Source organism: Sphingobacterium cellulitidis, assembly GCF_043187465.1.
GTDB classification, from domain to species: Bacteria; Bacteroidota; Bacteroidia; order Sphingobacteriales; family Sphingobacteriaceae; genus Sphingobacterium; species Sphingobacterium cellulitidis.
Genome location: NZ_CP171136.1, coordinates 4394425 through 4407640 on the forward strand (window position 1 = coordinate 4394425; position 13216 = coordinate 4407640).

The following is a 13216-nucleotide window of genomic DNA, read 5'->3' on the forward strand; positions in this document are numbered from 1 at the left end:
GACAAAGGATTCCCAACCTTTAAAATGTAATGAAGTAAATTGAAAAAATTAATCATATTCGTAATACAAAGTGGTTTAAACAGTATTTTTTTTAATTTAATTTTTTTTCGAAAACCTTATTTAATTGGCTGTGTTACTTAGTATATACTTAATTAAAAATATATGGATTCTTTAGATTTAAAAGGAAAATGGAACATCATAAAAGGTAAGGTTAAACAAAAGTATGCAGATTTAACAGATGACGATCTTCTTTATGTTGAAGGAAAAGAAGATGAACTCTATGGAAGGCTGCAGGAAAAAACAGGCAAGACCCGTGAAGAGATAAAATCATGGATAAATGATTTGGATAAGGAAGCATAGATAACAGTTAGAATCTGGGAGCCTAACCTAATCAGTTAGGCTCTCTTCATAAACCCTACTTGATTTGGTTCAAGATTTAATAATATACCTAGATTTATTTAATCGATATCCTACCACTAATAACAAATGCTCTTCGAATACATTTTTTCTAAAGATTTGGATTTCTTGAAAAAAACCAAGAGTTAAATAGATTAGATACTCAAACCAATCGGGAAACTACATCATGGAAAATTATTTGGAAGCATTCCTAATGTATATTTACGATTGAAATTTTATTGTGGTTTCCCACTTGCCCTGAATCCCATCCTTCAATAGTGGATACAGACAACTTCTTAGGGATAGGGGAAGCTTTTATCTATAGGCAAAGTAGGACAGCGCTAGACCGACAAGCCCATAAATAGCCCGTGGATACCTCAATGGAAAAATGTATACAGTTGGGCATTTTTTGCCGCATTGACATAACTGTTCTTGGCAAAGATCTCATTGGTATAATGTTGCATAGATTCTGAAACACTAAAATACATCAACCCTATTCCCATGCCTGCTGCAAAGAGCATAGAGATCCATGAAAAAAATGAATAATCCGGAGAGCTGTCGTTTCTACCCAGTTTGATGTCGCCAAATTTACTGACCATCAAAAATATAAGGAAAAGAACAAAAATGGTAACAGACCAGACGTAAATCCAATTCAGGTTAACAAAAATAAAGGTCTTAACATCATTTAGGATCTCGTTCACTGTTCCTGGGAAGAGAGCCGATACCAAACATACACTACCAACTGATTCCGCCCCGTCAAGAAAATAGCAATAAATATATAACTATCTTAACCATGCAGCACACTCCATTGGGCGAGGAGATATAGTTAGCAATAGAAAAAGCGTACTAAAAAAAATCAACAACCCCTCAATAAAATTGGTCAATGCCAGCTGTAGACTTCCCTATTGTCAGGCCTACTGAAAAACTAACGTACCATCAACTAGTTTTCGAATCATTTGGAACAGCCATTACCCTAAAAAAAACACCAATGCATTTGAAACCAATTAACCGATTAAAAATGGAGCATAAGGAATTGTCCTGTCAATAAATTTATTGATCTTGCGTTCTACATTTTCTAAATTCATTCATTTGTTTTGATCATTTACTTGGTTAGTGTAATTGCTCTTTTCAAGTTCCCTGACAAAATCCTCTCCCCAGTACTGAACATCATAATGTTTAATTTGTTGTAAAGACCTCTTGATCCGCAAAAGCGCTTCCTCCTCCGGCATAGTAAGAGCCTGGTGTAAGGACTCGATCATGCTTCGGCGATCATAGGGATTTGTTGGTACACAATATGGGAGTTCGACAGATGCACCAGCAAATTCAGAAAGTACCAAAACACCCGATTGGTTCAAAATCCCCTGCGTTGCGACAAATTCCTTGGAAACAAGGTTCAGACCATCTCGCAAAGGTGTTATCCAGGCCACATCTGCCAGAGCATATTGGATAAGGACTTCTTCGAATGGAAGGGCTTGGAAGAAATATTGAATTGGAGTCCAGTCCAGAGTAGCGTACCTACCATTGATTTCTCCCACAGCCTGATTGACCTGATCCCTGATCTTGTCATAGATGCGCATGCCTTTTGATGGCGGGGTACAAACGTTTATCAGTTCGACCCTTCCTCGAAATTCAGGATATTCCTTCAGAAATTCTCCGAAGGCCAATACCTTTTCCAAAGGTCCCTTCACATAATCCATCCGTTCAATTGATACAATTCGTTTGATATCTTTACTTGCTACCTCCGATCTGTATTTCTCAATCCTCTGCGCAATCCCATCTTTAGTTATCAAATTCTCAATCAACTCATAATTAACACCAACAGGTTGTGCACCTAATCGAATCGTCCGTCCCTCAACTGAAATTAATTTAGTCATCTCTTCAACACCCAATGCCATGCTATAAGTAAGAAATTGTTTGGAAACATTTACTGTCTTAATTCGCCTAAAAGGAGTATGGCTGCGCAGTACATCGATAAAATTCTCGACATATCGCGGAATATGAAAACTGATAAAATCACACATCAGCAAGCTTCCTATGATTTCCCGTCGCCAAGGAATTGTATTAAAAATATCCGCTGCAGGGAAAGCAGTGTGGTGAAAAAAACCTATTTTGAGATCCGGACGCATCATTTTCAAGAAGGAAGGAACCATCCAAAGATTGTATTCGTGGATCCAAACCAGCGCTTCAGGTTCGGCATCTCTCGCTATCCGCTGAGCAAATAACTTATTGATTTTCAAATAATGCTCCCAATCCAGATGATTAAATTTAGCCTTATCGACAAAGGAAAAAATTGTTGGCCAAAATGCCTCCTTGGAGAATACCCTATAAAATTTATCGATGTCTTTTTGGGAAAGTGAGATAGCTGATACATCAAGGTTAGGAAATTTATTGGCATCAACTTTTTTTCTCATATCCTTATTTCCATCCCCCAAATCTACTTCCTCTCCAATCCAAATGCCGGGTCTACCCTTTTCAAAGAGCCCTAATAAGGATGGAATTATTCCATTAGGACTTTTCGGAGATATCTGCTGAAGTTTACCTTCGACCATGATCCGGTCATAGGGAAGTCGATGGTAAACCATTACTAGCTGTCGGTCTTTGGAAGATTGTCGAGGAAGTGATTCTTCAGTAAAATTATTCACGAAGTTGGAAAAATTTGAATATTCCTCCATACATTCAAGTATACCTCCAGCTCCAGGACGATGTGCCTGGTATACATTCAAAAGACTTTCAGTAGCTTCTAAAAGTGCTATTTCTGACCTTCCAACGGCAACACCTTGAAATCCAGCATGAAACAGAGAAAGGTCGTTTAATGTATCTCCTGCGACTAAAACCTTGCTTTCAGGAAATCCCAAATGATCCACCAGTTTTTTCAGTGTACTTCCTTTATTAACACCTTTTGGAAGAATATCCAAATATTTCCCCAAGGAGGTCACCACCTCACATTTTCTAAGTTCAGCAATAGCACGAACCTCAGCAAGATCTGTCCTTAAATCGTAGAAATAGGAACAGCGCCGCTGTTGGGGTACTCGTTGATATTCCAAACCAGGGATATCTGAAAAATCCTCTTGAAGCTCATACACCGAAGGCCAATTGCTTTCAATTTCATGTTGAATGGGGTCAACTGGGATAAGCGTAGCTCCGTCGCATATAGTAGCCCCAACATCAGCAATAATAAAATGAGGTCTCGGGATTGTTGGATCGTTCAATAATGGGATAACGGACTCTAAGCCTCGCCCTGTAACGAACACCAATTTAATATTCTTATTTTCTTTAATAATCTGATAGAGTTTTAGACGATCTTCCATTGATCCTCCTAAAAATGTTCCGTCTAAGTCCGTAGCTAAAAGCATCATCTTAATTTCCCTTCCAATTCCGCAAATTTTGATCGTACGGAATGATTTCTATATAATATTTCATAAATACATTCAAGAATGGGTAAGCCCAACCCATGTTTTTTCGCATAGCAAAAAAGTCCTTTAGCTGCCCAGTAACCCTCAGCTATCATTCCTAATTCATTCAGTGCTCCTTCTGCCGAATGCCCTTGGGCAATAAATTCTCCAAACCGACGATTTCGGCTCTTGTGAGAATATCCAGTCACTAGCAAATCACCAGCGTAAGAAGAATTAAAGATCTCTCTTTGCACATTAGTTTTAAGCCTTAGAATATTTTGCATTTCGAAAAGAGCATTGCTAACGAGCACTGCTAGGAAATTATCGCCATAACCTAAACCTTTGGCCATACCACAGGCTATACCTAATACGTTTTTATAAATAGAAGCATAGCCAACCCCCATTGGATCGTTGTTGCTACGCACTTTGACATAAGGTCTTCTAAACAACACATCTATCTTATCAATAGTATCTTGGTTTGAACAGGACAAGGTCAGATAAGTTGGTTTGCTTTCTGCAATTTCTTCTGAATGACATGGTCCTGCAATGGTCACGATTTGGGACTCTGGTATTTTTAATTTTTCGCACAAAAAACTGCTCGGAGCTTCATTATTATCCCCAACAGTACCTTTCATAGCGGTTAAAACAATCTTTTTATCAAAAAGTGAACAATCAAAGCTATAACAGATCTGTTCCAGGGAGGCACTTGGTACAGCAAAAATAATTATCCTTGATTGAGCTACCACATCCTGCAGGTTGCTACTTGGAAAAACAAATAATGGATTGAGCTGAATTTGCTGAAGATAACTAGGATTGTTTCCTTTTTCCTTAATATGGTTTACCTGTTCTTTCCTTCGCAAGTACCAATATGTTGGGATCTTATTTTCGGTTAATATTTTTACTAAAGCAGTAGCCCAACTTCCACCACCCACAACACTTACTTCAATCAAACTTTTGGGATTTATTTGCAGAATATTGGTTTAGATTCTGCTGTTTAATAATTTATGAGAAACAAATATAAGAAAAAATAAACTAATAAGCAAATTTACCGATAGATCCTTGGGTAATTTAAAAATTGTAATGGTTCCTAAAGCCCTTCCCCTGCCTGTTTCGTAATTGAGAATCAGTTTGATAGGTAACTATGATAATCTTTCCATGCTTCTCTTCAAAGGAATTTCTTTAATTTCAAGTCCTTCATTATTTTGGAAATTGCATTGTTTAATATAGATACTGTAAATTAAATATTTCCAACAATTCAATAGGAAACTTTCCAAATAATAAGTTTAGATAATCAACGAAAAGTAATTTACTTGGTAATAATTATTATTCTGTAAACCCAACAGAATTTAAAGCCTTTAAATATGTATCATCTGGACAGTCTGGATGAAACTTTAGTTAAAAAAAAACATAAAATTTTAAAACTTTATTATTCCGTTCTTTATTTATTGATGGAACATTTTCCACATATTGCATGGTATTTAAATAGCTTTTCCAATATACAAATGATAATGGTCATAAAACAAAATAGCATAATAGATGTTTAATATCATTCTTAGAGCCAATCGGCACATCTGTTCATGTGGGAAAGTATTTCATATATAGCAATATATCGTTTATAGGTTTTCATTGGAAAACCTTTTTATTTAGATTTGAGTAATGAGCAATAAAGACAAAACCATTTTATTACTAGTCATCTCAGTATTAGTTATTATTTTTATATTAGGCCTAAATATTAATCCCAAGCTTTTGGCCCTATTTAATTAACCCCTATAGCCTTTTTATTACAAACTAGAATATAGTGCTATATATTTATCTTAATTTTTAATATACCGGGGGGCCTGCAAGTAAAGAATACACTTATTTAAGTGTTGCCCATTGTTCTATGTTTATGCTTATCTTTCCTCGATAAAATACTGAAGACTCGCATTGAAAAAAAAGTGAGGGATAATAAACAGGATATCAAATCAGATTTAGAATAAGGGTTTGTTATTAATTAAAACAATAAATCTTTGATGAAAATCCTTCGACCTGCAAATTGACTGAAATAAATTCAAACACCATTTATCAACATAACACAAGGCAAACAATACAATGCTGGAAAACTATCCTATCAAATTTAAACTAGCTTAAAACCTAATTTAATAATAATTGTTCTAAGAATACACTTATTCAAAATATGTGAATTCTTTAGATTTAAAAGGGTAATGGAACATTCTTAAAGGAAAACTTAAACAGAAATAAACAGATTTAACAGAGGAGGACCTTCTTTATGTTGAAGGAAAAGAGGATGAATTATTTGGAAAACTGCAAGAAAAATGGGTAAGAGCCGTGAAGAGGTAAAATCTTGGTTAAATGATTTAGATAAAGATGTATAAATAACAGTTTAGAATTAGAGAGCCTGACTTATTTAGTTAGGCTTTCCTCTTTATTCCTCCCGGAAGCCATTTAAGATTTAATAAAAAACTTTATCCTATTTTATTGATCTCCTTCAATTAATTTCAAAAAACTACTAGGCAAATTTGTTTTTTATCATTGAAATGCCCAAAAATTTTTCTGAACTGATAAACCAAAACCTTTTCTTAATTCCCTTCAATTTCTTTTGGTATATAGGATGTTTACCTCTTGGTAATAATCTATAAGTAGTTGGCCATTGTTTTCTACAAAAAAACTATATCACTTTGGGAGAATATTGTCTCCGTAAATTCTTGGTTTTACCGAAAATGATCCATATTAATAATATCTTTTTTGAAAATAATTATTATTCCAAAAAGCCATAGTTTATGGGAAATCGAAGGCTTAAATATTTTAGATTATTAATATGTGACAAATGATCCGATAATAAATACCCTAACTGGAAATGAACAAATTTTAAGCATTTTAAGGTAAATTTATATGCAGAATTGTATTTAGTTTGTGGTAATAAAAACAAAATGCCAAACTATGTAGTTTGGCATTTTGTTTAATACTTTAAAAAAATATTTATTCAGCTTTGGAATTTAAATTAGTATCTGCAATAGACGTTAATTTTTCATCGCAGGATTTTTCTTCTTTTAAAGTTTCCAACAGCAATTTTAATGCGTCTTTATGATCAAGCACCTTCGCGAAAGCAGCCAAGGTACCATAGGTAGCGATTTCATAATGTTCAACTTTCTGTGAAGCGGCAATTATTCCGGCGTCACGGATAGCTCCAGCCTCAGTTTCTTCCATTATACTTTTTCCCTCTTTTAACAATCCTGCCATCGCATTACATTTCTCCGCTTTAGCTTTAACCCCGATTGACCTAAATATATCTTCAAGCCGACTTACATGTTGTTTAGTTTCTTCCAAATGAGACGATATTGCTGTTTTTAGTTTTTTCGAGGTTGCATTTTTCTCCATTTTTGGTAACGATTTTACCAATTCCTTTTCAGCCCAGTAAATATCCTTCAAAGATTCCTCAAAAAGGTCCTTTAATCCTTAGCAGCATTACTTTTTGACTTAATTTTGGTTTCTGAACTTGTTGATTTTGTAGTTGCCATCAATTTTAGATTGTTTAATATAATAACAAACTCAACCAATAATAGTTCTTAAAAATATTGCTCTGAAGATTTAAGGAGCTGGTCGTATTAGAATAGCAGCATTTGAATATGTCGTGTGCCAGAAAGACGACCAGGCCAAAATTTTGTAGAAATATCAGGATCGATTTTGGGTAGGTTTACTTCTTGGTTGATCAAAATGAATATAATCAAAGCATAAGTGGAATTTGATGGATAAATTGAAAAAACTTTAGGTTTATTGAAGAAAGTTTATAAAGTTATCCATGGCGGTGAAATTTGGCCAACCTTATTGTAACTTTTTAATTCACACATCCGTTTTAATAGCCCCTTCCTTAATAGGTAGAGGCTGTTTAATGTAATTCAAAACAACAATTTTACAGTGTAGCGATCGAACAATGGAATGCGTTTCATACATAAACCAAATCTAAAATGAAAAAGAGAGCCTTAACCACTTTTACACTATTTTTATTATTTCTATCAAGCTCACTTTTCTATAGCTGCGACAAAGAGGGATACCCACTTCCAGATGATAAGTATGTCGAAATAACCTATAATGGAGAAACCTTTATTCAGCAAGGAAGATTGTTTACTTTCAACCAGCGTCAGGGTCCTAACTTTGATTACAATTATCATAACCTTCCCCACTATGCAAAGGGAGTTGGGTATATAACATTAAATGCTTCTATGAATAAGAAGGGCTTAAAAGAATCACCCTTACATACTATCCTTATAAAGATTCCTGTCGGTGACGAGATCCTACTTAACCATAAGTATGTTATCAAATCCCTCCCAGGTAAACAGATAATTAACAAGATGGATGATTATATTTCAATTTACGAAAGGGAGGATTTTTCATTTATAAGATATAATCCATACTTAAATTACTCTCAATACATTTTTGGAGATGGTAAGGTCTATTTTACCAAAATAACGAAGAAAGAAAATGGAGCTGAGGATATTGAAGGCACTTTTGAATTCACAATTCCATCAGTTGCGGTAAACGAGGGATTTGATGTAGTAAAAGGTAAATTCAAGCTTTATCTTAATAAGATCTAATGTTGAATTTATTTGTTGAATTTTGAGCCCCTTCCTTAATTGGTTGGGGCTTTCTTTATGCTATAAGTTTTATAAAGCCGAACTTTAACCATTCTATCTTATTTACACTGATTTAACCATAACAAGAGTTGGGAATGGATTGAGCGTATTTATGGTTCCTGTATACGATGGTTTTATGGAATATTTGATTACTCAAGTTCGATGGTAGATAATATCAAATTGGAGGATTTCGATTTGTCAGGTAAAAACATTGAGATTGTGGAAGCTAAAAATACAGTTCTTAAATCAGATATATATACTAATGGTTTTGATGTTAATGCTACCTATGTTGAAGGTGAAACTTGTTACATCATCGTTAAGATCAATTAATTAACAAGCCCCCATTTAAGTATGAGTATAAAAAAGCCCAATGAATAAGGTGACATTGGGCTTATCGATAGCTAGTTTATTTGTAACGATGTAATAATATCTTGAAGTTAACAAAATAATATTTAAAACAAAACCCAATGGACTTAACAAATCCATTGAGCTCAAAAACGACACTACCAAATGAATGTTTTTGATATTTAAATATAGTGAAAAAATAGGAGAATTTGTGAATTAAAAAAGATATGCCTAATTAAAAACCCGGTGGTAATGGGGAGGCCACCGGGTCAGTGATTAAATATGTTGATATTGCTTTATTAAGATAATAATATAATATTCAACGACCATCCTGTGCAATCCGGCAATAAAAATACCCAAATGCCTGAACACCCTTGGGTAGCCTTATTTGATTATAATGTAAAAATTGAATCGCTTAAAAGTAATAAAAAATCCTTCAATTATTAAAACAAAAAACCCAATGGAATAATATCCATTGGGAACATTTGATAACGCTCACTATGTACGACATAAACTTATCGTAAAGATAATTAATTCTATTAAAAAACCCAATAGCATGGGGTGCCATCGGGTTAGAATCAAAAATTATAGAATTAATTTTTAATAAATGTTCTCATAAAAAACCCAATGGCCCTATCAATTCCATTGGGTTAAACAAAGTTACAAAGCATATTTGAATGAATCTGCTGAAATTAATCAATAATAATTATAAAAACAAAAGCCCAACAGCAAAAATGCCATTGGGCCATTAATTGAGAATGGATGTGTGTAGAGATATAAATATAATAAAGAAAAATGAAAACCCGAGGAACTGGATTGCCATGAAAAGTAAAGAGAGACTAAAGAACTTACAGCGATTAGTGAGGGCTAATCCAGATGCATCTATACGCAAGGAAAACCTGTCTAAATTTGCAAGGATCTTTGGAAAGACCATTTTTCCAAACGGTGCATTTCTTTATCCAGATCCAATATGAAAACGGAGGAGTTACCATTGGTAGAGAGAATATGAATAAAACTGCCCAAGGATCATAAAGATTTTTGGAGTGTTAAATATTCAGCAAAGGTAACTGTAGCTTAAGCTGAACGTTTAGGTTGTAATTTATGAGAATTAGCTGAACGTGTCTATGGTTTGGGAAATCCAAAGCAAAAAACCATCCCTAATTTCTAGAGATGGTTTCCAGTGACCCCGCTGAGGCTCGAACTCAGGACCCACAGATTAAGAGTCTGCAGGCCGGCTCTCCTCAACAGGAGTAAAAATCTATGTTTCCTGCTTGCTTTAGCAATTTATGAACTTCTTTTTATTATTCAAAATTTACAGCTGTGACGTATTTGTGACGGTTGATTTAAAGGAAACAGTAAGTTATTTCAAAGGGTCCTCCAAGAAAGCTTTGAGACCTCTAATTTCCCATAATGAAGGATTACAGGTTGAATTTTTGATTAATGTTTTTAGGGAGTCTAATTGTCGATAAGTTCATTACATGCTAAAGTATTAATTCATAATATTAAATTTTATACTTGAATGAAAATTTACTAAACCATATATTTACGTTGGACCAACTGAAAAAACAGAACAAGAAATATAAAAAAAAGAAGCAAAAAAATTTCCTAAAACTACTTTGAGTTTTTGGATAAACTTATCACAGATGGGGTTTAGGAAACTTTCCCACCAATTTATGGAAATCAACCAAATTGCAAGTTAATTACTTCATTTATACCTTTTTATCGATTAATTCTAATAAATTTCATTAATTCTTTTCAAATATTTATAAGAAATTGTCATATGGAAACCACAATAACTTGATATTCAGACCTACCTAAGATTTTAACGTATACAACAAGATTAGGTTATTAAGCGGAATAATGCTAAATTTTAAAAACATTTGGCGAAATCAGAATTTACTAAAAAATAGCAAATGAGATCTATCCTAATAAGCTATAATAAATAAATGCAACTTGTTTAACTAAACGTTGCATTTGTTGCATTTGTTCAATAATATAAGAGATTTTAATAGATTACTACTTCAAATGTGCTCTTAACATCCACGCCATTTTTTCGTGGGTTTCAATAAATCCGGTGATGTAATCGCTGGTACCGGCATCGTTATATTTTTCCTGAACCGCATCAATACTACCCCTGATAAAATCGATTATAGTATCATGATCAGCCAAGAGTTCTGTTATAAAACCAGCACTGTCATTTTTTTGGTTAGAGACTTCGCTAAGATGCGTAAGTTCCAAAAATTCTTTTAATGTTCCGGGGGCATAATGACCTATCGTACGGATACGTTCAGCTACACCATCCATCAAGTCTGCCAATTGTTGATACTGACCTTCGAAGAAAATGTGCATAGAATGAAAGTCAGGTCCTTCAACATTCCAGTGTGCATTTCTTGTTTTGGTGTACAATACAAATTCATCTGCCAATAATTTACAAAGAATTTCGGCTACTGCCTGTCTGTTTTCGCTTTTAATTCCAATTTGCGTTTTCATTTCTTGATTTATTTATTTATTAATAATACTTTTTTACATAGTCATCCCACCATCAACAGCTATGGCTTGCCCTGTGATATGGGGAGCAGAAGCGATGAATAAAACCGCATCAGCAATATCCCCTGCACTCTGATCCACACCTTGCGGTATCAGTGTTTTCTTGTTACGTTCCCATGACTGACTTTCGGTTTCTCCGGCTTGTTTCCAGCGGTCTGCGATACCACCTTCACCACGCCACATCCCTGTACCAATGATACCAGGGCAAATAGCATTTACGGTAATTCCCGTTTCGGCAACCTCTTTTGCAATACTATTGGTAAAACCAATCACCGCAAATTTAGAAGCTACATAGTGTGATAAATGTGCCATACCCATTTTGCCGGCTATAGAGGCCGTATTGATAATGGCTCCGCTTTTTTGTGGTTTCATGACTTCTAACACCGCTTTAGTACATATAAAAACACCTTTTGCATTTACCGAAAGTACTCTGTCCCATTCATGTTCGTCTATTTCCTCGATACTTCCTATACCCACTACACCAGCGTTATTTACGGCTACGTCTAAACTTCCAAAGGTATTTATTGTTTCACTTACTGCACTTTTTACGGAAGCATAATCTGTTACGTCTACAGCCAAGGCCAAAGCTTTACCTCCAATTGATTTGATTTCTTTAGCCACTTTTTCTACGAATTCTTTTTTTACATCTGCCAAAGCTACATGGGCACCTTTCTTAGCAAAAGTCAAAGCAATTGCTTTTCCAATTCCGCCACCTGCTCCGGTTACAAATACTGTTTTATCTTTGAAATTGTCCATATTTCATCTTTCTAAGGTTAGCTATCTGTTCTTTATATTACAAATTTACTTTATTATCAGCCAAGTCTATTTGTAGAACGATGACAAAATGATGTAGAAAAGATTTAATCATTCTAAAATCTGTCAGATAACCAATAACTGCATAATGCTGTTCCAGAATGCTGTAGTAATAAAACCAACTAAAATGCTAACTCCGATAATCAGGTTAATTAACCTCGCATTAAGCCTGAATTGTTCTGCAATAATACTGGAAGTAATAAGGGTGGGCATTGCTGCTTCAAATACGCTTATACGTGCAATATCTCCTTTAATTCCTAACAAAATTGAAGCAATTAAAACCAATGCCGGAGCAATCATTAATTTGTATAACATGGACATTGAAATCTGGGAGATTTCCTGTTTCCATCCCTTAAATTTCAATTGTAACCCTACGGAAAAAAGAGCTAATGGTCCTACCGTAGCTGCCAATTTATCAAAGAAAGGTTCAGCTATGCTCAAATCTGTCACCTTAGATAAGATAAGTGCACCCATACAACCTATAAAGGGCGGAAAAGTCAGCAATCTTTTAACCAAAACTGATGCTTTTATTCCTTCTTTATCTGAACGGTTTCCTTTAATTGCTGAAATTATACCTACAGTGGATAAAAGTACAAACATCACTTGGTCGCAAATGATGGCTATGCTTAAATCTTGTTCGCCATAATATGCCATAATCAATGGAAACCCTATAAAAGACGTATTGCTGTAACCTCCAGCAAGCTCAAGTGTACTTCGGGAGCGTTGACCATACCCTTTGTACCGGGAATAAAATTCCATAAAAATCCAGCATCCAGCCCAAACCAATATAGGAGAAAGAGCAGGAAATAACATTTGGCTGCTCCATTCAATCTTAGGAATATATTTAAAAGAAACAGCAGGGAGTGCCAGATATAAAATCCATGTGTTGATTCCCTTATGTGCATCTTGCGGAATTAATTTTGCTTTTCGAAATATCATTCCGGCAATTATGCAGAATGCTATCATCACAAAATTGACCATAATTTCAATAATATTTTAACTATGCAAAATTAGCAGATTGGAATACCGCCATGTATGTATAAAATAAATAAAGGTTTGTATATTTGTGTTATATTAACCTATCTGAAAAAT

11 protein-coding genes are annotated in these 13216 nt (G+C 34.5%); 4 read left to right on the forward strand and 7 right to left on the reverse strand.

The window, feature by feature from the left end:
- Positions 1 to 162: 162 nt before the first annotated feature.
- On the forward strand, positions 163 to 360 hold the full coding sequence (locus ACF3OC_RS19090) for a CsbD family protein (RefSeq protein ID WP_392470524.1): 198 nt from the start codon (positions 163 to 165) through the stop codon (positions 358 to 360).
- Positions 361 to 773: 413 nt separating this feature from the next.
- Here the strand turns inward: ACF3OC_RS19090 and ACF3OC_RS19095 are convergent, their stop codons facing one another.
- From ACF3OC_RS19095 to ACF3OC_RS19110, 4 genes are all read right to left on the reverse strand, one after another.
- Positions 774 to 1097, reverse strand: a complete 324-nt coding sequence (locus ACF3OC_RS19095; RefSeq protein ID WP_256962580.1) for a BCCT family transporter — start codon at positions 1095 to 1097, stop codon at positions 774 to 776.
- 384 nt (positions 1098 to 1481) lie between these two features.
- Complete coding sequence (gene ggpS / locus ACF3OC_RS19100; protein ID WP_277711739.1) at positions 1482 to 3752, reverse strand: glucosylglycerol-phosphate synthase; 2271 nt, start codon at positions 3750 to 3752, stop codon at positions 1482 to 1484.
- On the reverse strand, positions 3749 to 4738 hold the full coding sequence (locus tag ACF3OC_RS19105; protein WP_094281937.1) for an NAD(P)H-dependent glycerol-3-phosphate dehydrogenase: 990 nt from the start codon (positions 4736 to 4738) through the stop codon (positions 3749 to 3751). The genes ggpS and ACF3OC_RS19105 overlap by 4 nt, the downstream gene beginning before the upstream one ends.
- Positions 4739 to 6767: 2029 nt before the next feature.
- Positions 6768 to 7217 carry a ferritin-like domain-containing protein gene (locus ACF3OC_RS19110; protein ID WP_306427059.1) on the reverse strand — a complete coding sequence of 150 codons (450 nt, stop codon included), beginning with the start codon at positions 7215 to 7217 and terminating at the stop codon, positions 6768 to 6770.
- A 536-nt stretch (positions 7218 to 7753) separates the two neighbouring features.
- Between ACF3OC_RS19110 and ACF3OC_RS19115 the strand changes: the two genes are divergently transcribed.
- The 3 genes from ACF3OC_RS19115 (at position 7754) to ACF3OC_RS19125 (ending at position 9738) form a co-directional block, all read left to right on the forward strand.
- Positions 7754 to 8380, forward strand: coding sequence for a hypothetical protein (locus ACF3OC_RS19115; protein WP_392470526.1), 627 nt, complete (start codon positions 7754 to 7756; stop codon positions 8378 to 8380).
- Between the two features lie 201 nt (positions 8381 to 8581).
- Positions 8582 to 8749: a hypothetical protein gene (locus ACF3OC_RS19120; protein WP_179221520.1), complete on the forward strand. Its 168-nt coding sequence runs from the start codon at positions 8582 to 8584 to the stop codon at positions 8747 to 8749.
- Between the two features lie 836 nt (positions 8750 to 9585).
- Positions 9586 to 9738 carry a hypothetical protein gene (locus ACF3OC_RS19125; protein ID WP_392470529.1) on the forward strand — a complete coding sequence of 51 codons (153 nt, stop codon included), beginning with the start codon at positions 9586 to 9588 and terminating at the stop codon, positions 9736 to 9738.
- Between the two features lie 1042 nt (positions 9739 to 10780).
- Here the strand turns inward: ACF3OC_RS19125 and ACF3OC_RS19130 are convergent.
- From ACF3OC_RS19130 to ACF3OC_RS19140, 3 genes are all read right to left on the reverse strand, one after another.
- Positions 10781 to 11254: a Dps family protein gene (locus ACF3OC_RS19130; protein WP_093099830.1), complete on the reverse strand. Its 474-nt coding sequence runs from the start codon at positions 11252 to 11254 to the stop codon at positions 10781 to 10783.
- A 33-nt stretch (positions 11255 to 11287) separates the two neighbouring features.
- Positions 11288 to 12067, reverse strand: coding sequence for an SDR family NAD(P)-dependent oxidoreductase (locus ACF3OC_RS19135; RefSeq protein WP_093099832.1), 780 nt, complete (start codon positions 12065 to 12067; stop codon positions 11288 to 11290).
- A gap of 123 nt (positions 12068 to 12190) precedes the next feature.
- Entirely contained in the window at positions 12191 to 13105 is a 915-nt protein-coding gene (locus ACF3OC_RS19140) for an AEC family transporter (RefSeq protein WP_045754273.1), read from the reverse strand.
- Between the last annotated feature and the right edge of the window lie 111 nt (positions 13106 to 13216).

Bases quoted from the DNA above. Each gene is read 5' to 3' on its own strand.
- ACF3OC_RS19090 (WP_392470524.1), top strand. From the start codon at position 163: ATGGATTCTTTAGATTTAAAAGGAAAATGGAACATCATAAAAGGTAAG.
- ggpS (WP_277711739.1), bottom strand. From the start codon at position 3,752: ATGATGCTTTTAGCTACGGACTTAGACGGAACATTTTTAGGAGGATCA.
- ACF3OC_RS19115 (WP_392470526.1), top strand. From the start codon at position 7,754: ATGAAAAAGAGAGCCTTAACCACTTTTACACTATTTTTATTATTTCTA.
- ACF3OC_RS19120 (WP_179221520.1), top strand. From the start codon at position 8,582: ATGGTAGATAATATCAAATTGGAGGATTTCGATTTGTCAGGTAAAAAC.
- ACF3OC_RS19125 (WP_392470529.1), top strand. From the start codon at position 9,586: ATGAAAAGTAAAGAGAGACTAAAGAACTTACAGCGATTAGTGAGGGCT.
- ACF3OC_RS19130 (WP_093099830.1), bottom strand. From the start codon at position 11,254: ATGAAAACGCAAATTGGAATTAAAAGCGAAAACAGACAGGCAGTAGCC.
- ACF3OC_RS19135 (WP_093099832.1), bottom strand. From the start codon at position 12,067: ATGGACAATTTCAAAGATAAAACAGTATTTGTAACCGGAGCAGGTGGC.
- ACF3OC_RS19140 (WP_045754273.1), bottom strand. From the start codon at position 13,105: ATGGTCAATTTTGTGATGATAGCATTCTGCATAATTGCCGGAATGATA.